The 23,241-nt window shown below is 70.6% G+C and carries 22 protein-coding genes; 14 read left to right on the top strand and 8 right to left on the bottom strand.

Translation table 11 applies throughout. The features are described 5' to 3' along the window. Positions 1 to 4 precede the first annotated feature (4 nt). The 3 genes from N798_RS07280 (at position 5) to N798_RS07270 (ending at position 2,131) form a co-directional block, all read left to right on the top strand. On the top strand, positions 5 to 343 hold the full coding sequence (locus N798_RS07280; RefSeq protein WP_035947431.1) for a nucleotide pyrophosphohydrolase: 339 nt from the start codon (positions 5 to 7) through the stop codon (positions 341 to 343). Between the two features lie 100 nt (positions 344 to 443). Beyond that, entirely contained in the window at positions 444 to 1,127 is a 684-nt protein-coding gene (locus N798_RS07275; RefSeq protein ID WP_035947430.1) for a DUF6345 domain-containing protein, read from the top strand. 38 nt (positions 1,128 to 1,165) lie between these two features. Next, positions 1,166 to 2,131 carry a hypothetical protein gene (locus N798_RS07270; RefSeq protein WP_035947427.1) on the top strand — a complete coding sequence of 322 codons (966 nt, stop codon included), beginning with the start codon at positions 1,166 to 1,168 and terminating at the stop codon, positions 2,129 to 2,131. Positions 2,132 to 2,224: 93 nt separating this feature from the next. On the opposite strand, the gene N798_RS18065 is transcribed toward N798_RS07270, so the two are convergent. Continuing rightward, positions 2,225 to 2,668: a hypothetical protein gene (locus N798_RS18065; protein WP_156971653.1), complete on the bottom strand. Its 444-nt coding sequence runs from the start codon at positions 2,666 to 2,668 to the stop codon at positions 2,225 to 2,227. 155 nt (positions 2,669 to 2,823) lie between these two features. Here N798_RS18065 and N798_RS07260 point away from each other — a divergent pair, with 155 nt between their 5' ends. Continuing rightward, positions 2,824 to 3,336, top strand: coding sequence for a pyridoxamine 5'-phosphate oxidase family protein (locus tag N798_RS07260; RefSeq protein ID WP_052117023.1), 513 nt, complete (start codon positions 2,824 to 2,826; stop codon positions 3,334 to 3,336). A gap of 65 nt (positions 3,337 to 3,401) precedes the next feature. Here N798_RS07260 and N798_RS17260 read toward each other — a convergent pair whose 3' ends face one another. Beyond that, on the bottom strand, positions 3,402 to 3,941 hold the full coding sequence (locus tag N798_RS17260; protein WP_052117022.1) for a winged helix-turn-helix domain-containing protein: 540 nt from the start codon (positions 3,939 to 3,941) through the stop codon (positions 3,402 to 3,404). A gap of 330 nt (positions 3,942 to 4,271) precedes the next feature. Here N798_RS17260 and N798_RS17255 point away from each other — a divergent pair, with 330 nt between their 5' ends. Then, positions 4,272 to 8,714, top strand: coding sequence for a S8 family serine peptidase (locus N798_RS17255; RefSeq protein WP_084100248.1), 4,443 nt, complete (start codon positions 4,272 to 4,274; stop codon positions 8,712 to 8,714). A gap of 118 nt (positions 8,715 to 8,832) precedes the next feature. Here N798_RS17255 and N798_RS07245 read toward each other — a convergent pair whose 3' ends face one another. Next, a complete protein-coding gene (locus tag N798_RS07245; protein WP_035947425.1) occupies positions 8,833 to 9,780 on the bottom strand; it encodes an intradiol ring-cleavage dioxygenase in 948 nt (315 codons plus the stop codon). Positions 9,781 to 10,007: 227 nt separating this feature from the next. Between N798_RS07245 and N798_RS17765 the strand changes: the two genes are divergently transcribed. Continuing rightward, entirely contained in the window at positions 10,008 to 10,919 is a 912-nt protein-coding gene (locus N798_RS17765; protein ID WP_084100242.1) for a GNAT family N-acetyltransferase, read from the top strand. Between the two features lie 19 nt (positions 10,920 to 10,938). Here N798_RS17765 and N798_RS07235 read toward each other — a convergent pair whose 3' ends face one another. Beyond that, positions 10,939 to 11,829: a hypothetical protein gene (locus N798_RS07235; RefSeq protein WP_229708890.1), complete on the bottom strand. Its 891-nt coding sequence runs from the start codon at positions 11,827 to 11,829 to the stop codon at positions 10,939 to 10,941. 20 nt (positions 11,830 to 11,849) lie between these two features. Then, positions 11,850 to 12,449 carry a DUF6318 family protein gene (locus tag N798_RS17250; RefSeq protein WP_052117020.1) on the bottom strand — a complete coding sequence of 200 codons (600 nt, stop codon included), beginning with the start codon at positions 12,447 to 12,449 and terminating at the stop codon, positions 11,850 to 11,852. A gap of 202 nt (positions 12,450 to 12,651) precedes the next feature. On the opposite strand from N798_RS17250, the gene N798_RS07225 reads away from it, so the two are divergent. Beyond that, a complete protein-coding gene (locus N798_RS07225; protein WP_035947423.1) occupies positions 12,652 to 13,074 on the top strand; it encodes an Imm63 family immunity protein in 423 nt (140 codons plus the stop codon). A 20-nt stretch (positions 13,075 to 13,094) separates the two neighbouring features. On the opposite strand, the gene N798_RS07220 is transcribed toward N798_RS07225, so the two are convergent. The 3 genes from N798_RS07220 to N798_RS07210 form a co-directional block, all read right to left on the bottom strand. After that, on the bottom strand, positions 13,095 to 13,598 hold the full coding sequence (locus N798_RS07220) for a hypothetical protein (protein ID WP_156971652.1): 504 nt from the start codon (positions 13,596 to 13,598) through the stop codon (positions 13,095 to 13,097). Continuing rightward, a complete protein-coding gene (locus N798_RS07215) occupies positions 13,591 to 14,646 on the bottom strand; it encodes an LLM class flavin-dependent oxidoreductase (protein WP_035947420.1) in 1,056 nt (351 codons plus the stop codon). The genes N798_RS07220 and N798_RS07215 overlap by 8 nt, the downstream gene beginning before the upstream one ends. A gap of 156 nt (positions 14,647 to 14,802) precedes the next feature. Next, a complete protein-coding gene (locus N798_RS07210; protein WP_035947419.1) occupies positions 14,803 to 15,267 on the bottom strand; it encodes an SRPBCC family protein in 465 nt (154 codons plus the stop codon). 78 nt (positions 15,268 to 15,345) lie between these two features. Here N798_RS07210 and N798_RS07205 point away from each other — a divergent pair, with 78 nt between their 5' ends. The 7 genes from N798_RS07205 to N798_RS07175 all read left to right on the top strand — a co-directional run bounded on the left by N798_RS07205 (position 15,346) and on the right by N798_RS07175 (position 22,926). Next, on the top strand, positions 15,346 to 15,738 hold the full coding sequence (locus N798_RS07205) for a four-helix bundle copper-binding protein (protein WP_035947417.1): 393 nt from the start codon (positions 15,346 to 15,348) through the stop codon (positions 15,736 to 15,738). Beyond that, positions 15,738 to 16,694: an SDR family NAD(P)-dependent oxidoreductase gene (locus N798_RS07200; protein WP_052117019.1), complete on the top strand. Its 957-nt coding sequence runs from the start codon at positions 15,738 to 15,740 to the stop codon at positions 16,692 to 16,694. Before N798_RS07205 ends, N798_RS07200 begins: the two co-directional genes overlap by 1 nt. Positions 16,695 to 16,699: 5 nt before the next feature. Next, entirely contained in the window at positions 16,700 to 17,359 is a 660-nt protein-coding gene (locus N798_RS07195; RefSeq protein WP_052117028.1) for a DNA-3-methyladenine glycosylase family protein, read from the top strand. Between the two features lie 188 nt (positions 17,360 to 17,547). Continuing rightward, positions 17,548 to 19,287 (top strand): HNH endonuclease signature motif containing protein, encoded by a 1,740-nt coding sequence (locus tag N798_RS17245; protein WP_052117018.1) that lies wholly within the window; start codon positions 17,548 to 17,550, stop codon positions 19,285 to 19,287. A gap of 155 nt (positions 19,288 to 19,442) precedes the next feature. Continuing rightward, a complete protein-coding gene (locus N798_RS07185) occupies positions 19,443 to 19,778 on the top strand; it encodes a P-loop NTPase family protein (protein WP_156971651.1) in 336 nt (111 codons plus the stop codon). 162 nt (positions 19,779 to 19,940) lie between these two features. Beyond that, complete coding sequence (locus N798_RS07180) at positions 19,941 to 20,936, top strand: DNA topoisomerase IB (RefSeq protein ID WP_035947414.1); 996 nt, start codon at positions 19,941 to 19,943, stop codon at positions 20,934 to 20,936. A gap of 154 nt (positions 20,937 to 21,090) precedes the next feature. Continuing rightward, positions 21,091 to 22,926, top strand: coding sequence for an alkaline phosphatase D family protein (locus tag N798_RS07175; protein WP_229708886.1), 1,836 nt, complete (start codon positions 21,091 to 21,093; stop codon positions 22,924 to 22,926). Positions 22,927 to 23,241: the final 315 nt, after the last annotated feature.

The following is a 23,241-nucleotide window of genomic DNA, read 5'->3' as shown; positions in this document are numbered from 1 at the left end:
ATCCATGGAGACGAGCGACTGGACCGACCGGATCCGCACGTTCGCCGAGGAGCGGGAGTGGCAGCAGTTCCACACCCCCAAGAACCTCGCGATGGCTCTGAGCGTCGAGGCGTCGGAGCTCGTGGAGATCTTTCAGTGGCTGACGCCCGAGGAATCCGCCGCGATCATGAGCACCGACCGCGGACAGGCCGTCCGCGATGAGGTCGCCGACGTGATGACCTACCTGCTGCGCTTCGCCGACGTCCTGGACATCGACCTCGACGCCGCGATGGCCGCCAAGACTGCAAGCAGCGCCAAGCGCTACACCGTCGAGCACTCCAAGGGCAGCGCAGCCAAGCGCTGACCGGAAGCCGCGTCCGGAACGTATCTGGGCGGCATACGTCGGCCTCCTTCTCGCTGTAGCCGTCACCGTGACGGCGCAGGGGAACGCAAGGGAGCACGACATGGCCAAGTACGTGGGGTCGTGGTGGATCAAGGACGGCATCGACGGCCGCCGTCTCGAGGCTGAGGGCTTCGCGTCGACGCTCGGCGGCCTCGCCGAGTTCGACTGGACCCAGAACCACGGCGAGAGCGACGTCAAGGAGTCCGACTTCGTCACGACCGCGAGCACGATGCAACGCAGCGATCAGGTCGACGCGATGCAGATGAGCTCGCACGGCTGGCAGGACGGCTTCCTCGTCTGGGGCGGCAGCGTCGACACGAGCGAGGCCGTCGACTTCGGCAAGAACGACCTCGAGATCTTCGCGACGCACGCGTGCGACCTGCTCCACCACGGCTCTGACAACAGCGTCGGCCGCTGGATCCCCGCCTTCTCACGCCTCCACTACATGCTCGGCTTCCACAACAGCAGCTACTCCGGCGGCGGCCAGAACGCCCGCGGCCAGTGGTTCGCCATGTATGCCGCGTGGTTCTTCTACGGCCCGCTGAGCTGGCTCTTCAAGATCGACATGCCGGTGCGCGAGGCGTGGGCCGAGGCCAACGAGATCGTCGAGGGCAGCAACGTGCAGTGGGCCTACCTGCGGGCCGAGGCCCCCGGCGCCCCCACCTACAACGAGCGGCTGCGCGTCGCCGAGACCACCGACCCCGTGAGCAACCGGTCCTTCTGGACCGCGCGCGGCACCTGCTGACCGCGCCCCAGCCGCGCCCGAGACCCAAGGAACCAGCCATGCCACTGACATTCAACGAGATCGACTTCAAGGTCGAACTCCCCGACATTCCGCGCACCAGCCCGGTCGTGTCCCACACCGCGCCCTGCCTCAAGGAGCACGACGAGACGACCCGGGCCATCGCCAAGGTCCTCGACATCGACGTCCGCGGCACCGCCCAGGTCCCCCACGGCTACGCCATCGGCAGCAGCCGCGGCCAGGTCGAGGTCTTCGCCGCGAGCGGCGCGGTCCGGGCGCGCAACACCGAGCGGCTCACGGCATACGAGGACGAGAGCCGCCGCTGGGAGGGCGTCGAGCGCGACGACGACGGCACCTACCGCCTCTCCGACGACGCGAGCAAGCGCCTGAGCCAGCACGGGCTCGAGGTCCTGCACCAGGTCGGCATCCGCGCCGAGTACTCCGGACTCGACGTTACCCTCGGCCAGTGGGCCCGCCTCAACGAGGACGGCAAGGAGGAGGACTCCGGTCCCGGACGTGCCACCGTCCGCCTCTCGTATGCCGTCCACGGACTGCCGCTCATCGGTCCCGGCGCGAAGACGAACCTGCACTTCGACCCCCAGGACGACGGCCAGACACCGGCGCTCGCGCGGATGTTCCACGTCAACCGCGGCATCGAGACGACCGGCGAGGTCGCCACCCAGTCGCTCGACGAGGCGTTCTCCGGGCTGCTCCGGCAGAGCTGGTCGGGCAAGGGCATCCGTGACGGCGAGGGCCGGATCACGATCACGGCAGCGACGTTCGGGCTGCTGGCACTGCCGGCCGACGTCGTGCAGACGTTCGCGGCACCGGCGCTCATGGTCGAGGGATCGGTCAGCGGCGTCGAGGTCGGCAAGGACGAGACGGTGACGGTGCGCTTCGGCCAGTACCTCCCGCTCGCCCACCCCAAGGCGCTGGCCGAGGCGGGCTATGGCGGCGGTCGGCTCGAGCCGGGTGTCGTCGTGAGAGGTCGCGCGCGAGGGGCGTAACTGCGCGCGGCGGGACTGCTCCCGGTCCTTGCAAAGGCGTCACAGGGAACGCGTTCTCCAGGACCCGGATTCACCAGGGGACGTCCGGGCGGGCTAAAGACCCATCTTCGACTTGAACTCGGGACACTGGACCTCGATCGCGGTGACGGCGACCTTCGCGGCCACGTCGCCCTCGAGCTTGAAGGTGTCCTTCATCCAGGGCCCCACGTCCTCGGGCTTCCCCGCCCCGATCCGGCTGCAGATGCCGGCGGCCAGTTCGTCCATCTTCGCGGACTCAGTCATGCCTGCTGCCTTGGCCACGGCGTAGAAGGCGATCTTGGCGCCCATCTGCTCGCCGAGCGACTCCACGCTGGTGTCGGTGGAAGTAGGCGACGGGATGGTGGCGCTCGGGGTGGGCGAGGGTGACGCCTGAGGGGATACGGAGTCCTTGGCTGCACTCGGCTGCGCGTTGTCCTGCGAGTCACTTCCGCACGCAGTCAGGGTGAGGCCGCTCAGCAGCATCACCGCCACCAAATTGCCACGTCGCAACATGCTCATGTCCGTCCCCGTTCCCCCGCTGCCCTTGTGGCCGCCTCACCATATGTGATGTGCGGCCCCGACGAGACGGGTTCACGCAGCTCGCTGAGCGTCCCGCGGAATGCCGCCGGAGCGATGTCCTCTCCGGTGTCGGACCTCAGGCGTAGCGTCGATTCATGGATGCCACATCAACCGAACCCACCGCTGACCGGCCGGTCATCCCTGACGGATACGGCCTCCCGACGACCGCCAAGGGGCAGCTGGCCTGGTCCGATGTCGAGCCGCGGCTCGTCGACTCGCTGCACTACTGGCTCACCAGCGTCCGACCCGACGGCACCCCGCACTCCGTGCCGCGCTGGGGAGTCTGGCTCGACGGGAGATTCTGGTACGACGGGGCGCCGACGACACGGCATACGCGCAACGTCGAACGCAACCCCGCCGTCACGCTGACGCTCGAGAGCGGCACCGAGGTCGTCATCGTCGAGGGCGAGTCCACGGCCACCCGGGCCGACGCCGACGACCTGGGCAAGCGACTGTCCGAGGCGTTCCTCAAGTACAAGGCGAGCGGCTACTCCCCCGGCCCCGACTCGTGGTCGGGCGAGGACGGCGGTGGCCTTCGGGTCATCACGCCGCATCGGGCGATGGCGTGGTTCGCGTTCCCGACGGACTGCACGCGCTTCACCTTCTGAAGCAAAGACACCCCTCCGCGGCACACAGCGGCAGCCCGCCTTCCGAGAGAGCAGCACGCCCCCTCCTACGCGACCGCGGACTCCGTATCGACGAGTCGGTAGCCGACACCGTGCACCGAGTGCACGACGCATCCCGCGTCCCGACCGAGCCGCTTGCGCAGGCGCTTCACCGTCGAAGCGAGCTGGTCGTGGTCGCCGAGGTAGTCGGTGTGCCACAGCGCCTGGACGAGCGCGGCGAACGGCCATGCCCGCTGAACGTCCGACGCCAGCAGGAACAAGAGGTCGAACTCGCGCGCAGACAGGTGCACCGGCTCCTCACCGCACAACACCTCGCGCGACCGCCCGTCGATGGTCAGCCGCCCGACCTTGAGAGTCTGCCCAGCCGCAACCACCGGAGCAGCCGCCACCGGCTCGGAGGCGACAACCGTCGGCGCAGCGCCTCCGCGCTCCACCGCCGGTGACCGCAGCAGCTCCCACGCCGACTCGGCGTCACCCGCGGCAAGGACGAGGGTTCCGCGTCTCACCGCGCCGGCCAGGGCAGCCACCTCCTGAAGTGGCAGCCCCACGCAGAGGACGAGCGTGCTCGCGACTGGTCCCGAACTCATGACAGTTTTCTCCATCCCCAGAGACAGCCATGTGAATGTTCCACCCAATGACCAGAACCTAGGGGTGCGCGAGTAAGCAGCGGGTTCGCTACAGGTCAGTAGTTGGCAAAGACGCCACCCCGTGCGAGCACGAGGCTGACCGGACTGCCCGAGAACCGACCCGAACCTGCCCGGACTGACCGCGACGGACCACCCGGAACCTGCCCGTTGCCTGACCCCGAACCGCCCTGTCCTGCAGCGCTGTCCACTGCCAGCGTGAGGCCACGTCCTCGATCGCGGGGGCGTTTCCCGCGTCCCGGACGCCCCTCCGGGCTAGTTGACGGAGGTTGCATGCGATCCCATCCCGAACGTTCCGGGCGGCTGGGCACAGCCGTTCTCGCAGTGCTCGCCCTGCTCATGGCGACATGGGGGTTCGGCAGCCTCCCGGCATCAGCAACACCGCAGGCAGCAACGACTCCGTCGGCCGCACCAGACCCGGACGCCAAGCTCACCGCAGCCGTCGCCAAGCAGCTCGACGAGCAGAAGACCGCCGACTTCTGGGTCCGCTTCGCCGACCGCGCCGACCTGCGCGCCGCCAGCGCGGAGAAGGACTGGGCCAAGCGTGGCGTCGCCGTTCACGACGCCCTCCGCAAGCAGGCCGACGCCTCCCAGGCCGACGTCCGCGCCCAGCTGACCAAGGCAAGCATCGACCACACCTCCTACTGGATCAGCAACGCCGTCCTCGTCCGCGGCGGCACCGAGGAGCTCGCGAAATCCCTCGCCGCCAACGCCGAGGTCTCCCAGATCCGTGAGACGGCCGTCCTTGAGCTCGAGAAGCCCGAGCGCATGACCGCCGCCAGCGACAAGGGCACGAACGCGGTCGAGTGGGGCATCGCCGCCATCAACGCCGACGACGTCTGGGCCACCGGCATCAAGGGTCAGGGCATCACCGTCGCGAGCATCGACTCCGGCACCGACGTCACCCACCCGGCGCTCAAGTCCAAGTACCGCGGACTCCTGCCCGGCGGCGCCCTCGACAACAACTACAACTTCTTCGACTCCAGCGGCGACTGCAACGCGGCCGGCGACCCGTGCGACACCGACGGCCATGGCACCCACACGATGGGCACGATGCTCGGCGGCGACGGCACCAACCAGATCGGTGTCGCGCCCGACGCCAACTGGATCGAGGCCAACGGCTGCAGCACCTGCGCCGACGCCGACCTCATGGAGTCCGGCCAGTGGATGCTCGCGCCGACCCGGCTCGACGGCAGCGCGCCCGACCCGACGAAGCGCCCGCACGTCATCAACAACTCATGGGGCTCGCGCAACCCGTCGACCGCCCCCTTCATGGAGGACATCACCCTCGCGTGGGAGGCCGCCGGCATCTTCGGCCAGTGGTCCAACGGCAACAGCGGCCCCGGCTGCACGACGAGCGGCAGCCCTGGCTCCCGCATCAGCAACTACTCCGCCGGCGCGTTCGACTCCTCCGGCCGCATCGCGAGCTTCTCGGCCCGCGGCGCCGGGCAGGACGGCGCCGTCAAGCCCAACATCGCCGCACCCGGTGTGGCCGTGCGCTCCTCGCTCCCGGGCGGTGGCTACGGCACCGCCAACGGCACGTCGATGGCCTCGCCGCACGTCGCCGGAGCCGTCGCCCTCCTCTGGAGTGCGGCACCGGCCCTCGTCGGTGACATCCCCGGCACCCGGGCCCTGCTCAACCAGACCGCGACGGACACGAGCGACCTCACCTGCGGTGGCACCGCCGCCAACAACAACGTCTGGGGCGAGGGCAAGCTCGACGTGCAGGCGCTCCTCGCCGCGGCCCCCGTCGGCAACGCCGGGCACGTCGCGGGCACGGTCACCGCGAACGGGGCACCGGTCAGCGGCGCCCAGGTCCGCATCGCCGGCCCGACGACCCGCTCCCTCACCACCGGCACCGACGGCTCGTTCGACGTGGCCGTCAGCGCCGGCGACTACACCGTGACCACGAGCGCCTTCGGCTACCTCACCTCGACCCGCACCGCCTCCGTCGCTGAGGGCGAGACGGTGAGGATCGACGTGGCGCTGGAAGCTGCTCCACGGCATACGGTCTCGGGTGTCGTGACCCTCGGCGCAGGTGGACCGGTGGTCCCGAACGCCACGGTCACGCTCGCGTCCCAGATCCCCTCTGTGACAACAGGATCGGACGGTCGCTACTCCATCGCCGACGTGCCCGAGGGCACCTACACCCTCGCCGTGTCGATCGGTGGCTGTGCTGCTCCCTACTCGCGTGAGCTCGTCGTCGACGGCGACGAGACCGCCGACGTCGCGCTCTCCGGACGCGCCGACGACTACGGCTACACGTGCACCGTCGGGACCGGCGGCTACCTCCAGGGCTCGACGCTCACCAGCCTCACCGGTGACGAGAAGGCGCTCGAGGTGCCGTTGCCGTGGAGCTTCCCGTTCTACGGCGACCGCTACGCGAAGGCGTTCGTCTCGACCAACGGCCACGTGAACTTCCTCGCGCCGGCCACCGTCTACAGCAACGCCACGCTCCCGCGCCCGGCCGCGCCGAACGCCGCGATCTACCCGTTCTGGGACGACCTCAACGTCGACGCGACGGCGGGTGTCTGGACCGGCACGGCGACCGTCGGCGGAGTCGAGGCGTTCGTCATCGAGTGGCGCAACGTGCGGCTCTTCAGTGACGCCAACGCCCGCGCGAACTTCTCGGTCGCGCTGCTGCGCAACGGCCGGGTCGTCATGGGCTACGGGCCGATGACCGAGGCGAAGCCGGCGCTCACCGGCACCTCGGCCACGGTCGGCATCGAGAACGCCACCGGCACCGTCGCGTGGCAGTACGCCTACAACACGGCCGGGTCCGTCTCGCCCAACATGGCGCTGACCTTCGTGCCCCCGGCCACCGGCACCCTGACCGGCACCGTCACCGACGCCAACGACCGGCTCCCGGTCGCCGATGCCAAGGTGACGATCACGCCGGAGACCGGCGACCCCATCGTCCTGCGGACCGCGGAGGACGGCACCTACGCCAAGGTCCTCTCCCTCGGGACGTATGCCGTCACGGTCGAGTCGGAGAACTACGTCACCGAGTCGACGTCGGTCACCTTCGACGGCGACGGTGACACGGCCGAGTTCAGCCCGGCCCTCAGGACGGGCATCGCGACCATCACCGGCAAGACGTCCTACGACTGGGGCGTGCTCGGTGACGGGGACAAGCGTCGGGAGACGTTCACCGTCAAGAACACCGGGACGGCCCCGCTCGAGCTCTCGATCGCGGAGTCCGGTCGCCGGACGGCGGCCTCGGCCGAGCGCCCGGCCTCGCTCGGCGCCACGGCGCTGCGCACCGCCACGAAGCAGGACTCGACGGCGCGCTCGACGAAGGGCCTCTTCAGCGCCACGCAGCGTGCGGCGCAGAAGTCGCTCGTCGGCCCGACGGCCACCGGCGACGTCCTCAAGACGTGGGCCTCCGGGCTCGACGTCGCGTGGGGCGTCGGTGTCGGTGACGGCACCGTGTGGCTCTCCGACCCGGAGGCGGTCACCAACAACCGGTTCACCGCGGACGGCGCGCTCCAGCAGTCGTTCTCCGGCGACTGGGGTGGCACGTGGAACGGTGACCTGGCGCGCAACACCCGCACGGGCGAGATGTGCCAGGTCAACGTCGGCGGCGACAACGCCATCGTCTGCTTCGACCCCGAGACCGGCGCCGAGTCGTCGCGCATCGACGGCGCGGAGTGGTCGAGCGTGTCGCAGCGCGGCCTCGCCTACAACGAGGCCGACGACGTGTTCTACGTCGGCGGCTGGAACGAGGGCGTCGTCTACACCGTCGCCGGTCCGAGCCACGACACCCCGGGCGCGACCCTCGGGTCGTGCGAGCCGGCCGAGCCGGGCATTGCCGGCCTCGGCTACAACCCGGAGTCCGACACCGTGTGGATGGTGCCGAGCGCGGAGACCGGCACGGTGTTCTACCAGCTGTCGACGACCGACTGCTCGACGCTGCGCACGGTGGCCTACCCGTCGTCCGAGGAGTTCCCCGGCGCCGGCCTCGAGGTCGACGGCGACGGCAACGTCTGGGCGGCCAACCAGGTCACCGGCGACGCCTACCTCGTCGACGTGGGCGACCCGATCGTCACGGACGTCCCGTGGCTGACGGTCGCACCGCAGACGACCACCATCGCGGTGGGCGAGACGAAGACGTTCACCGTGGACGTCGACGCCTCCCTCGCCGAGCCCGGTGTGTGGACGGGTGCGCTGCGGATGAGCACGGGCGCAGGCCGAGTCAAGGCCGTCTCCGTCCCGTTCACCGTCGTCATCTCGGCCTACCAGGTCGGGGTCGACACCGGTGGCGCGGCCAGCCAGGGCAAGGACCTCTTCCTCTGGCAGGGCGACCGGGCGTTCTCGGCCGGTGGCTGGGGCTACGTCGGCTCCGGCACACGGGTCGTCACGACGAACAAGCCGGTCGCCGGGACCGACGACCCGCGGCTCTTCCAGACGCAGCGGCTCGGTGCGATGACCTACCGCTTCGACGAGGCTCCCGCCGGGACCTATGCCGTGGAGTTCGGCTTCGCCGAGCTCGCGAACGTCAAGACGGGCAAGCACCAGTTCGACGTCAAGGTCAACGGTGCCTACGTCATCGTCGGCAAGGACATCGCCAAGGACGCCGGCACCTTCACCGCCGACCTCGACAGCATCACGGTCGAGCACGGCGGCGGCATGCTGACGGTCGAGTTCATCCCGCGCAAGGCGATGGGCGACCCGGTCGTCAACACCCTCAAGGTCCAGGAGAGGAGCGACCTCTGACGCAGCCGCGCACACGGCATACGTGAGAAGGAGGTGCCCCTGCGTCGGAATCCGGCGCGGGGGCACCTCCTCGTGTGCTTGCTCTCCTGCCCCGTATGCCGTGCCGCGGCCTCCCGGGTCAGCTGCGGGGAGCGGGTGGCTGGCCACCACCGGGGCCACCACCCGGCATACCTCCACCGCCGCCGGCGGACGGCTCGGTCGTCGTGTCGACGCCGACCTTGAGGGTCGCGGTGTAGCCGGCGTCGATCGAGCCGGTGATCGTTGGCGTCTGGAGGTCGAGGCTGTCGGAGAAGATCATGTCGTCCTCGACGGAGCCGACCGAGGCCATGTTGCGGGCGGAGTCGCCGTACTCGGAGCGGGCGTAGATGGGCGTGAGCATGTCCTGCGGGAAGGCGACCTGCGACGTGGCGATGACGTTGTCGACGTCGGTGGCCGAGGCCTTGTCGGGATAGACCTCGAAGTGGATGTGTGGCCAGCGGCCGGAGTAGCAGCCGGGCACGATCGTCGTGAAGCTCACCTTGCCGTCGGCGTCGGCGACCTGCACGCCGCGCAGCCAGGTCTGGTCGGTGACGCCGTCGGAGTACATCGAGTAGCGGCCCTCGGCGTCGCACTGCCACGCATAGACGGCCGCGCCCTCGAAGGGCTTGTCGTTCGCCATGTCGGTGACGACGAACGCCATCGTCAGCGCGACACCGGCAACGGCCTCGCCGCCGTCGAGGCTGGTGCGGATGTCCTGCCGCTCGATGCCGGACTGCTCGAGGATGTTGAGGTCCTGCGTGCCGTCGGCGGGGTAGGGACCGTTGGTCTCCTCGGGGATCTCACCGGTCGCGGTGCCGGAGGCGCTCGCGGATCCGCTGCTCGTGGTGCCGCTCGAGCTCGTCGTGTCCGCACCGCAGGCTGCAAGGGCGACGGTCCCCATGCCGATGCCGAGGACGCTGAGCATCCGGCGACGTGAGAAGAGCGTGGTCGCGTCGAACGCCGCGCCCTGGTCGACGAGCTCGTCCTGGGGACGGGCGAGCGGGCGGCCCTCGAAGGTGGGCTGGTCGGGACGGGACATGGGACTCATGACGGCTCCTTGGCTGGGGTGGTCCTCCCACTGTGGATGCTGCCGTCGTGCCGGCACTGTGCCTGGTCTGTGCCCCTCCTGTGAGGCGGGTCCCGTCACGAATCCCGCGACGACGTCCGCGATCCCGTATGCCGTCGAGCCACGTGTGTCCGGTCCTCCCGTTTCGTCCGGGCTCGCAGGATGCGCAGGTACCGTCGAGCAGTCCGGCTGGCCCTGTGGAGGTGAGGATGAGCGTCGATCCGGGGAGCGTGGAGCGCTCGGAGCCCTACGGCTCGTTCATGTTCACGGTGAGCGGCGGAGGCCGCGAGGTGGCCGGCTTCTCCAGCCTGAGCGCCGTCAAGCGCACCACGGCCGTCGTCATCGGTGACGCGCCCCCGACCAGCGGTGCGGTGTCGGAGGCCTTCGCGCTCGAGCGCGGCGTGAGCCACGACCCCGACTTCGTCGCATGGGCCACGCGCGGGGAGCTGGCCTCCCGCATGGACCTCGACATCGCCGTCCACGACGAGGCGGGTCGGCTCGTCCGGACCTATCACCTCACCGGCTGCTGGGTCTCCGAGCTTCAGGCCCTCCCGGACCTCGACGCCGACGCCAATGCCGTGACCATCGACCACCTGCGCCTCGAGAACGAGGGGTGGCAGACGGTGCCCACGGTCCCCGAGCCCGAGGAGATCACCGTCCCGGAGGAGGAGCTCTCCACCGGCCCGGTCGTGAGCCTGCGGCCGATCGGCGAGGACTGGCGCGCGGTCGCCGACGTCGTGCCGACCGACGAGCAGCGGGCGTTCGTCCACCCCATGGCCGCGCGCTACATGCTGACCAACCAGAAGGGCGGACCGTGGACCTCGCTCGGCATCCACGAGGGCGAGACCGTCGTGGGCCACGTCATGTGGGGCCTCGACGACGACGGTTCGCACTGGATCGGCGGGTTCGTCATCGACCGGTCGGCCCAAGGGCGAGGGCTCGGCCGTGCGGCGATGGTGGCGCTGGTCGGCTGGCTCGCCGAGCAACCCGGCCACTGGGTGACCCGGCTGACCCACCACCCCGACAACGTCGCTGCGGCGAGCCTCTACGCCGACCTCGGGTTCACGCGGACCGGGGAGACCGACGAGGACGGCGAGATCGTCCTCGAGCTTCGCCCCTGACCTCTTGGGGTTCGAGGGGTCAGCTGGTCTGCAGTCGAGCCTTGGCCTCGCGGACCTGGAGGGTCGTCACGGGCTCGTCCTGGAGGTCGGCGAGGCCGTCGAGCGGCACCCACGCTCCGCCGCCGACGCGGTAGGAGCCGGTGAGGGTCGCGTCGACCTTGACCTGGGCCTGCGGCCGGGACTGGTCGTAGGTGTGCCGGATGCCGCCGTCGGGGTGTGGCCCGCCGCGGTCGGTCGTCCAACCGGAAGAGGAGCCGTCGCCGAAGTCGAAGTCGTAGCGGGCTGGGTCGATCCTGAACTCGACCGACCACGACAGCAGCTGCACCGGCTTGCTCACGTCACCGGGACCGAGCCGACCTGCGGGCCACTGTGCCTCGAAGTAGGTCGGGAGGTTGACGAGGGTGACGTCTCCCTCGGGCTGGATGTTGACCGTCGGCTTGCCGAAGGGCAGCTCGCGGAACGCGGCGAGGATGTCGGCCAGGGTCGGCGTGGGTGGCGGGGTGGAGACGGTGTTGGGGAGGTTCGCGCTGCCGCAGGTCGTGCCGTTGAAGAACCACCGGGTCGTCCCGACGATCCGCCGCCACAGATAGAGCTGGTTGACCGCTCGACCTGCGACGGGAGGGCACGCGGAGATGGCGAGGGAGCAGGACGAGAGGTCGTTCGGTGCGTCGGGGTTCGACGTGGATCCGCAGCCCAGCGTTTCGCGGTACTCCCACGTCGGCCCGCTCGACACCGGCTGGGCGTCACTCCATTGGGCACCCGCGGGGAGGTCGACGTCCCATGCGGCTTTCTTCTCCACCGCCTTCACGATGATCCCGTCATTGCGGAGGTTGCTTGTGAGGCCTTTTCTCTTCTTCTCAGCAGCAGCAGAAGCAGCCGGGGTCACGAGCGAGAGGGCGACCAAGGCCACGCCGAGAGTGGCTGAGGTTCTCATTGCTCAAGTCCGAGATCCGCGGTTCGCCAGCCGTTCGACATCCATCGAATCGCCAACCGGTAGACCGTGGTGCCAGTCTCAGTAGCCCCAACGACTGCACCCTTCGCGTTGACGATGTCCACTTCGGCGGCTCGAATCTGCACCTGGACCTGCGCGACGTCCTTCGTGCTGTTGGGCAGTGGGTTCGTAGCCGCGATCGTCATCGATGGACGTACTTGTCGTTCTCCGGCCGACTTGAACTCTGCGACCCCGTCGATGGCCGATTGGCAACCTTCACAGTTGGGCCCGGCCAAGGACTGCAAGGTCGAGGAGTCGAGGGATACGTAGGCCTTGTCGGCTTCGAGCATGTAGAACTTGGCGAACTCGATGGCTCCGGCTTCGGTGTGCGCCCGGGCCGCAGCAGGCACGGTCACCGACGCCGTCGCGCTCGGCGACGCCGAGGCCGAACCGCTCGGAGAGGCCGACGGACTTGCCGTTCCCGACGCACTGCTCGAACCCGACCCCGACGGCGTCGCGCTCGGCTTCGCGGCGTCACCGTCGGCGCACCCCGCGAGCGCCAGGCAGGCCGCGGTCGCGAGCGCGACGGCATACGACATGGTGGAACTTGACCGCATCGGAACTCTCCCCCTCACGTGGGCCCGCCCCCGCGCAAGAACGCGAAAACCGAGCACGAACTGGCTTCCAGCCTAGGCACGTCCCGCGATCTCGCCACTCGGGAGCGTCCGCCCAGCATCGTCCAGTCCGCGAGACCCACCGCGGCGTTGTCCACAGGCAGGCCGGCAACAGCAGACTGTGCGCATGCCCTCCTCCGACCGCCTTGCCGAGGTCGCGCGCCGCATCGACGAGCACGTCGCGCACCTCGAGCGGCTCTCGGGCCGGCGCCCCTGGCACGTCACCGACACGGAGAACCTCGACGCGGGCTACCCCTACTACCGCGAGGAAGGCGGCCGGCTGGTCCTGCGGGCCAACGAGCGAGGCAGGGTCGTCAGCGAGGAGTGGACCGACGACGTCGACGAGCTCGTCCGGCTCGTCATGCGCTCGCACGTCATGGAGGTCGCGACGAAACACGAGGCCCGTCACCGTCGGCGCGGAGAGGACTCACGTCGTCAGTGGTTCGCTCTCGCCGAGGAATGGCTCGGCGCGATGGACCCGAGGTGGGGCGAGCTCGAGCGTGCCCACCACGAGCGGATCCTCGCCTCCTACCCGTTTCGCGACCGCTGACCGGCCCCGAACCAGCGGCCTCACCCCAAGAGAGGCGGTGGCGGAGGCTCGTGGTCGGGACCACCGAACCCGACCTGCCAGCCATGCGGCTCCCACGAGTCGGAGAAGGCGACCGGCACGGTGCCGGCGCGGTCGCACTCGGCGAGCAGGCCGGCATACCAACGCGTGTATGCCGTGTCCTCGCCCCTCAGACTGCCCTCGCCGAGGGTGCGCAGCACGACGTCCGCGACCTCATCGGGTGTGGTGCGCGACGTCATCTCGACCCCGGCGAACTCCGGGCTCTGACCCGAGGTCCACCAGATGGGCTCGGCGCCGGTGCGGACCGTGCGCCCCAACGGGTCACGCGGATCGAGGTCGCGGGCGGAGACGATGCTGAGCCGCCAGTACATCCCCGACGGCGCCATGCCGCTGACGACCCGTGCCAGCTCAAAACCGCGTGAGTGCAGGACGGCGACGCCGCGCAGCAGCAGCCGGCAGTGCTCCATGACGTCGAGTCCGGCAGCTGCGCGAGCCGGGTCAGTCATCGGCGCCCTCGGCCAGCAGCTCACGCACCCGCGGCGCCACCTGCTCGCCGAAGAGCCGGATCGACGACATGCGCAGGTCGTGCGGCAGCCGCCCGTTGGAGTACTTGAACTGGAAGCGCGACGCCCCGAGCACCCGGCACGTGGCCACGATCTTGCGCGCGACCGTCTCGGGCGAGCCGCAGTAGGCCGCACCCTCGGGCCCGACCTGCGCCAGTGCCGCCTCCTCGCTCATCGGCGCCCACCCGCGCTCGCGGCCGAGCTTGCGCATCTGCTCGATGAAGTGCGGCAGGTACTCCTCGACCGCCTGCTCGTCCGTCTCGGCGACGTGCCCGGGCGAGTGCACCCCGATCGGCAGCCCGGTGTTGCCGAGCTCCTCGCACGCGCGGCGGTAGAGGTCGGCGAGCGGCGCGAACGACGCCGACGAGCCGCCGATGATGGCGATGACGATGGGCATGCCGTACTGCGCGGCCCGCACGACCGACGCCGGCGTCCCGCCCACGCCGACCCAGGTGCGCAGGTGGCCCGACTCGGTCGGCGGCATGACCGGACCGTTCGTCGAGACCTTGGGACGGATGGTGCCCGCCCAGTCGAAGGCCCTTTCCTGCAGCACCTTTGCGAGGAGGTCGAGCTTCTCGGCGAAGAGCACTTCGTAGTTGTCGAGCGACAGCCCGAAGAGCGGGAACGACTCGATGAACGACCCGCGGCCGACGCAGATCTCGGCCCGCCCGCCGGAGAGCGCATCGACGGTCGAGAACCGCTGGAACACCCGGATCGGGTCGTCGGACGACAGCACCGTGACCGACGTGCCGAGCCTGATCTGCCGGGTCGTCGTCGCGAGCCCGGCGAGGAGGGTGTCCGGCGCCGAGATCGCGTAGTCGGGCCGATGGTGCTCACCCACCCCGAAGAAGTCGAGGCCGAGGGAGTCCGCGAGCTGCCCCTCGGCAAGCACCTCGCGGATGACGACGGCGGCCGGCAGCGGCTCCCCGTCCGGGCCGAGCGCGATGTCACCGAAGGTGTCGAGCCCCAGTTCTAGAGGCGTCTGCGTCATGCCTCCCGAGCGTAGTTGCCGACTCACCCGCCCGTATGCCGTCCGCCCACCTTCGCGGGACTCGCGCGCGAGGTGCCCGGCCGGCATACGGGCGCGGCAGGCACACGCGAGCGGACGGCATACGGAAGGAGCCGGCCTACGGGCAGCGACGGATGACTAGTCGTGAGGGTGGAAGGAGGCTTGGAGGGCCTCCACGGTGGCAGTGCGCTCACGCCGGGCGAGCCATGAGTAGACCGGGGTGGCGAGGTGGTGCAGGCCGTGCGTCTCGACGCGGGCGTGGTGGTGGACGATCGTCGTGTGGTCGCCCTTGGCCTCGAGCCGGTAGCCCGGCCAGCCCTCCGCCTTGAGCCGCCCACCCTTGGACCGGTCCCACCAGTGGTAGACGAGGCGCGTCGGCCGCTCGAACTCGACGACGTCACCGGGCATGGACCCGACCGACGTGCGGTCGACGTAGGTCGTGCCGACGCCGACCGGCCCGGGTGAGGTCTTCTTCGAGGTGCGGTGGATGCTGCCGCGCTTCGGCATCCAGTCGGAGTGGCCCTCGATGTCGGCGAGGCGGTCGAAGACGTCGCCGATCGGCGCGTGCACGACCCGCGCCAGCTCGAACTCGACGACGCCCATACCCCAGCGTCCTCCCGTCGGGCGCGATGCTCAAGGCCTGCGCCGCCGTCGTGGGCCAAACGGTCCTAGGGTCGGAACATGGACGAGATCCTCAGCACCCACCCGAAGAAGGACACCTTCGACCTCGAGCTGCTGCGAGCCGCGATCGACGCCGCCCACGCCTGCGCCAGCACCTGCGCCACCTGCTCCGACGCGTGCCTCCACGGCGAGGACGCCGGGTCGATGACCCGCTGCATCGACCTCGACAACCAGTGCGCCGCGATCTGCCGCACCACGGCCGACATCCTGTCGCGCCCGGGCCCGAACGGCGACTCCTGGCGGGCGATCGTCGAGGCGTGCATCGCGGTCTGCACCGAGTGCGCGCAGGAGTGTGCCCAGCACGCCGAGCACCACGACCACTGCCGCATCTGCGCCGAGGCCTGTCGCGCCTGCGCAGATGCCTGCCGGGCCCTGCTCGACGCGGCGAACTGATGGTGCTGGCAGCGCTCTCCGGGGCCCTCGACACGGCGCTCGACCGGACCGTCGTGCCCGGATTCTCGAAGATCGGGTATGCCGTGCGCCGTCGCCTCCCGTCGTGGCCGGCCGACCCGCGCCCGGGTTCGCTCGTGGGCAAGCACGTCGTCGTCACGGGTGCTACCTCGGGGCTCGGCACCGCCACCGCGCACCAGTTGAGCGACCTCGGGGCGCACGTGCACCTCGTCGTGCGCAACGCCGACAAGGCCGAGAAGGTGGCGCGTGAGCTGACCGGGCCGTCGACGACCTGGGTGTGCGACCTCGGCGACCTCGACAGCGTGCGCGCCTGTGCCGAGGCGATGCTCGCGGACGCGCCACCCATCGACGCCATCGTCCACAACGCCGGGGCCATGCCGCCCGAGCGCACCGAATCGCCGCAGGGTCACGAGCTGTCGATGTCGATCCACGTCCTCGGGCCGGTGCTGCTCACCGACCTGCTCCTGCCCAAGCTCGAGGGTCACGATGCGCGCGTCGTGCTGGTGACGTCGGGTGGCATGTATGCGCAGGCGCTGCCCGTCGACGACCCTGACTACGAGCGCGGTGACTACGCCCCGGCCACGGCCTATGCCCGGAGCAAGCGCACCCAGGTCGAGCTGCTGCCGGTGCTCACGGTGCGGTGGGCCGCGGCGGGGATCGCGGTCTACGTCATGCACCCCGGCTGGGCCGCGACGCCCGGCGTCACCGAGTCGCTGCCGACGTTCGACAAGGTCATGGGGCCGATCCTGCGCGACGCCGACGAGGGCGCCGACACGTCGACGTGGCTGGTCGCTGCGTCGCCGCGGCCTCGTGGTGGCGGGCTGTGGATGGACAGGCGGGAGCGGTCGACCTCCTTCTTCGGGCGCAACTCGCCGACCTCGGACGAGCGGCGACGGATGTGGCAGTGGGTCGCGTCCGCGACCGGGCTCACTCCCTGACATCGGTGGATGACCTGGAGGCCGTGGGCCGGCGGGCGTGGGAGGCGCACGTCCATGAGGTGGCGGCGATGCACCCGGCGCTCGCAGCCGAGCTCGAGGACCACGGGATGCCCGAGCGCTGGTCCCGGCCGCCGGGGTTCCCGAGCCTCGTCCTCCTCATCCTCGAGCAGCAGGTCTCGCTCGCGTCGGCCGCCGCTGCGTATGGCCGAATCCGTTCTCGCACAGGGGCGATGACGCCGGCGGCGGTCCTCGCGACGACGCCGGAGGAGCTGCGCGAGGACGGCGTCTCGCGACAGAAGGACCGCTACCTTCGGGCGCTCTCCGATGCGGTCGAGTCGGGCGAGCTCGACCTGGTCGCCCTGGACGGGATGGCGGACGACGATGTGGCCGCTGCGTTGACCGCCCTGCCGGGAATCGGTCGCTGGACGGCCGAGGCCTATCTCTTGGCGTGCCTCGACCGGCCGGACGTGTGGCCCATCGGCGACCGCGCGCTGCAGGTCGCCGTCGCGGAGCGGCTCGGCCTCGACGAGGTGCCGGTCGGTGTCGAGCTGGAGGCGCTGGGTGAGCAGTGGCGGCCGCACCGGTCGACGGCGGCGCGGCTGCTGTGGCACGGCTACCTCGCCCGGCGGGGGCGTCGCGAGACCGTCGTCGACCTCGCGCCCTGACAGCGGGGCGGTGTCCGTGATGGTCGGGCAATCCGCTCCCGCGTCGGTGCCGAATGTCGTCAGCACGGTCCGGGGTTGCTCCCAGTCGTGACTGCATCCCCCGCGCTGCGACCCCACAGACAGGGACGTGACCGGGAGTCGCGCGGCTCAGGTCTTGACAGTCGAACAGATGTTCGAGACCATGGAGCATGGACGTGGGGGACGGCAGCGAGGGCTGGGGTGGCATGAGGGATGCCGCCCCGGCCCTCGACGCCGGCCAGGCGCAGGGCGCGACGAGTGGTCTTGATGAGCAGGCGTGCACCGCACAGACGACCGGCGGCGACGTGGCCCCCGAGTCCGCGTTGCAGGCACTCGAGGCCGCTCGGGTGGCGCCCGCCGGGGTGCGGGCGGTGCTGCCCAGGCTCAGTGGTGTCGAGCTCGCGCGTGCGATGAGGCTGGCCGATGAGGTCAAGGCCGGGGCGTCCGCAACGCAGGTTCTCGTGACGACGGAGGCCGCGCACCGAGGCGAGTTCATCTCGGCCAGGCGTGGCGTCGGATCCGCCCACGAATGGGTCCTCGAGCACGCGCCGACGCTCCGGCAGGCGGGTGCGGCCCAACTCGCGGCGTTCGCCACCGAGGTTGCTCACTGCACCCCTGCCGGTCAGTGGTCGACGGCCGGGCCGCGTGCCGGAGCCTTCGCGGACGCGGAGCGGCCCGAAGGAGTGGTCTGGGCGCGTGTCGTCACCGGCGAGGTCGGTCTGCCCCTGGCGCAGGCGGTCCTCACCGAGATGGCTCGGTTGGCCGAGCGGCTCCAGCCCGCGGCCGTTCCCACCGTCGCCCGCGCGATGCTCGACCACGGGGCGCTGTGCGGTGCTCATGACGTGAAGCGGGTTCGGACTCGGCTCCTTGCCCAGTACGGCCTCGACGGTGAGCTGGAGGACAAGAACCGTCGGTTGCGGACGGCTGCGCACCTGTCCCATCCAGCGGTCGCCGAGGGTGACATCACGGAGTACCGGCTGGGCCTCACGCCGGACCAGTCCGCCGCGTTCGAGGCCGCGCTCGGCCCCTTGGCCCGGCCGGTGCCCGACCCGGAGACCGGTGTCTTCGACCCACGGTCCAACGGCCAGCGTCGCGCCGAAGCCCTGATGGAGATCGTCACCGGACGCGCCGCTCGCGACGGTGAGGGCGTGGGTCCCGCTGGGGCGCCCACCGCGCTCCACGTCACCATCGGACTGTCCGACCTCGTGCGCCTGCTCGCCCTTGCCGGCGTCGCCGGAGTCTCAGGGGGCGGATGTGCGTCGACGGGGGCTTTCGGCCAGGTGGTCGGCTCCACGGCGGCGGGCACGATCCTCGACGCCGGCACCATCCGACGTCTCGCCTGTGACGCCGACGTCATCCCGGTCGTCCTCGGGGCGGACGGTGAGGTGCTCGACGTCGGTCGCGCGGCCCGTCTCTTCACGCGCGGCCAGCGTCGCGCGCTCACCCACCGCGACGGCGGGTGCACGTGGCCCGGCTGCGACGCCCCGGCGTCGTGGGTCCGCGCCCATCACGTCATCCACTGGGTCGACGGAGGCCGATCGGACCTCGGCAACGCCGCGCTCCTGTGCCAGCGACATCACACCCACGTGCACGACCGACGCCTCATCGCGACGGTCCATCCGCCCGACGAGGACGGACGCTCCGTCACCTGGGACACCTCGCCCGGGAGCTATGACCTCGCCCTGCCCGGACGGCTCGCCGCGATGCGACGTGACGCCGAGCGACGACAAGATGGCCGCCTGAGAGATGCCGAACGACGACGGCGGGCTCTCGACACCGGTGCGCGCGACCCGTGGGCTGACCACGAGCTCCTCGACGACGAGGACTTCGTCGCCGAGCTCGAGGCGATGCACCTCGCCGACCCCGATGAGGAACCGGTGACTGGCGTCGACTGGTCGCACGCCGCCTGATCCGTCGCGCTCGTCCGTCATCCACCGAGTGGTCTGCCTGCCGCTCGCCGGCTCATCGTCGGTGTCGTCCGCAGGAGGGCATTCCGGGCCACCTGTCGTCGCCGGTGTTGTGGACGACGAGGGACGCGGAGCAGACTGGTCCCGAGGTGAACGTGATGGCCAGGAGCCTCGCAATGGTCGCGATGGCGCTGCTCGGCGCCGTGCTCCCTGTCGTCGTGGCACGGCGACAGCGTCGGATTGCGGAACCGCTCGCGCCGGTCCTGCTCGGGCTCGAGCTGGCGCGTCTGGCCGAGCACCTCCGGCACGTCGAGGAGGGCAACCAGCCAAACCAGGCCGAGCGCCTCGCCGCGAGCACGCTGGCCTACGACCTCGCGCTGCGGGACTACTGCCGCAGCGTGGACCTGCCCGTGCCGGAGGGCCACGGCACCCTCTCCCGCAGCCAGCGCTTCGAGCTCGAGTCGGCCCTCCTCGCCTCCGGCCACGACTGGTAGCCCTGAGACGGCGACCTCTTGCCCCGTGGGGACGGGCGAGCGCAGCGAGCGTGTCGCGACGGGGCAAGACGTCGAAGACGGGCGCTGGGGCTGGCCGCTTCCGGGACAGACCGCCGCGCTGGAACGGGCAATTAGTCGTCCTGACCTGCGACGATGGCCCGCATGACGCGACTGCGCACCACCTCGCCCTCGGACCGCGGTTGGACGCGCCGCCGCGCGGGCAAGGGCTTCACCTACCTCGACGACTCGGGCAAGCGCCTCCCGGCGGACGAGGTCGAGCGCATCCGCTCCCTCGCCATCCCGCCCGCGTGGGAGGACGTGTGGATCTGCCCGGTCGCCAACGGCCACCTCCAGGCTGTCGGCACCGACGACGCCGGACGGCGGCAGTACCTCTACCACCCGGAGTGGCGCGTCAAGCGAGACCAGCTCAAGTTCGACCGCATCCTCGAGGCGGCCGCCCAGCTTCCCGGCGCCCGCCGCCGGGTGACCCGGGATCTGCGCAAGAAGGGTATGCCGTTGGAGCGGGCCGCCGCTGTCGCCGTGCGTCTGCTCGACCTCGGCTACTTCCGCATCGGCAACGACGTCTACACCGACGCCAACGGCTCTTTCGGGCTCACGACCCTTGAGCGCCAGCACGTCCGCAAGGTCGGCGAAGGGCTGCGGTTCGAGTTCCAGGGCAAGAGCGGCATCGACCAGCAGGTGACGATCCGCGACAAGGACGTCGCAACGGCCATCGGCGAGATGCGACGGCGCCGGTCGAAGTCCCAGCGCGTCCTCGCCTACCGGACCGACGACGGCTGGCGCGACCTCGAGGCGTCCGACGTCAACGCCTACCTCCACGAGATCTTCGACGCCGAGGTGACCGCCAAGGACTTCCGCACCTGGCATGCCACCGTCCATGCCGCCGCCGCGCTCGCCGCGTCGCCGGAGCCGGGCGACACCCAGGCGTCGAGGAAGCGGGCGATCAAGGAGGCCGTCGAGCAGGTCGCCGACTACCTCGGCAACACCCCGACGATCGCCAAGAACTCCTACGTCGACCCGCGGGTCCTCGAGCTCTACGACAACGGCGAGACGATCACCGTCCCCAAGTCGACCGGCCGCGACCCGATGAAGCGCCAGGAGGGCATCGAGAAGGAGGTCCGAGCCCTCCTCAGCTGAGGTGCCGGCCCGGCATACGCAACGTCCGGCACATTGACGGCATAGCCACCACAGTGGCGGACGCAAGCAGCGCGAGTGAGCAGGCACGACCCGACGGAGTGGTTCCGCGCCAAACCGCCTTCGCGCCACCGATGTCAGGTCTAGCCTCCGGAGAATGACGCACCCCTCGGCCGACACCCCGGCGAACGCGACCCCGCTGACCAGTGCAGCGCTCGACCGCCGCAGCCTCCTCAAGGGCGTCGCGGCCGCCAGCGCCGCCCTCGCCCTGCCCCGCGCGTTCGACCCGGTGGCCGCGGCCGCCCCGGCGAGCAAGGGCATCTTCGGCTATGGCGTCGCGAGCGGCGACCCGACCGCCGACGCGGTCGTCATCTGGACCCGCGCCACCCCGCCCACGAGACACAAGGACGACCCGGTGGCCACCCCGGGAAGCGGCCTCGGAGCCCCGATCCCGGTGCGCTGGCAGGTCGCCCGCGACACCCGCTTCACGAGGGTCGTCAAGCACGGCACCGTCATGACGAGTCCCGACACCGACCACACCGTCAAGGTCGACGTCACGGGGCTCGACCCCTACACGCGCTACTACTACCGCTTCCAGAGCCTCGGCGAGTTCTCCGCGACCGGCCGCACCCAGACCGCGGGCGACGTCCCCGGCGAGACCCACGCCCTCCGTCTCGCACTCGTGAGCTGCAGCAACTACACGGGCGGCTACTTCACGGCATACAGGGCTCTCGCGGAGCGCGACGACCTCGACTTCGTGCTCCACGTCGGCGACTACATCTACGAGTACGGCAACGGCGCCGACCGTTACGGCCCCGCCTCGCTCGCCGGCGTGCGCGACAGCCAGCCCGAGACCGAGACCATCGACCTCACCGGCTACCGGCTGCGCCACGCCCTCCACAAGGCCGACCCCGACCTCCAGGCGGCACACCGCCAGCACCCGTGGATCACGATCTTCGACGACCACGAGGTCGCCAACAACGCGTGGGCCGCGGGCGCCGGCAACCACCAGGGCTCCGAGGGCGACTACCTCGCGCGCCGGGAGCAGGCGATGCAGGCCTACCTCGAGTGGATGCCCTTCCGCCTGCCCGACCAGTCGCAGTCGACGCCGCACCGGGGCACCCGCTTCTTCCGGCGCTTCACGTTCGGCGACCTCGGCGACCTCTCCATCGTCGAGACGCGGCAGAACCGCAGCCTCCAGGTGACCGTGCCGGGCGTGCCGTTCGACGGCTTCGTGCCGGTCGGCCTCAACCCCGCCATCGACGGCGCCATCGCGCACCCCGGCCGCCACCTGCCCGAGCCCGAGCAGCTCGAGTGGATCAAGGACGGCCTCGAGGCCGACCGCCGCTGGCACCTCCTCGGCAACCAGGTCATGGTCACGCCCGTCCTCTATCCCGGCGCGGCACTCGGCGCCCCCGGCCTCACCTTCGTCAACGCCGACCAGTGGGACGGCTACACCGCCGACCGCACCAACCTCCTCACCCACGCGGCCGCCCAGCCGAGCGCGGACTCCGGGGACGTCGTCGTCCTCACCGGCGACATCCACGCGTCGTTCGTCGGCGACCTGCCCGTCGCGGCGACCCCGGGCAGCCCGAGCTACACCTCGGCCGGCGTCGAGTTCGTCTGCCCGAGCGTGACGAGCGATGGCTTCGTCGAGGTCCTCGCCGGCACGGCGCAGCTCGCCGGCCAGCCGCCGGAGGTCGTCGTCGGCGCCACCCGCCAGGCCATCGGCGCCGCGCAGCAGCTCAACCCGTGGCTGCGCTACATCGACGGGATCAGCCACGGCTACGCCGTCATCGACGTCACCCCCGAGCGGGTCCAGGCCGACTACCACCACACGCCGGTGCCGACGAGCGCGCGGCCCGACCCGCGCACCGACTCCTCGGTCGTGCCGACCTATGCCCGCAGCTTCCAGACGCTAGCCGGCAGCCGCCGGGCCACCCCGGCGTCCGGTCCCGTCGGCCCGCGCTCGGACCGTCCGAGAGGCGGCTAGGTCAATCAGCATCGATAGGAGTGGGCGGACCTCGTGTAACGGCTCCTAGGGGATGTATTTCGCCTCGAAAGGGCGAACTCTGTGTGCGCCCTATCTCGGCACGCTTAGGATGCGAACTCGGCACCCCGGATCGGCGGTGTATGCCAAGTTGATTTTCTTCGGGGAGTCCTATGCGTCGGGTTGCTCACGCACGAGCCATCGCAAGCCGTGTGCTAAGCATGCTGTCCGTCCTGATCTTGGCTGTGGCGTTCAGTCCAAGTCACCAAGCTGCCGCCGCGGTCTCGGCGGATGTGTCTGTCCCGGTGCTGAACAGCT

It is taken from the genome of Knoellia flava TL1, from assembly GCF_000768675.1.
GTDB classification, from domain to species: domain Bacteria; phylum Actinomycetota; class Actinomycetes; order Actinomycetales; family Dermatophilaceae; genus Knoellia; species Knoellia flava.
Note: the sequence above shows the minus strand (reverse complement) of the source record. Positions and strands in the feature narration are given on the sequence as shown.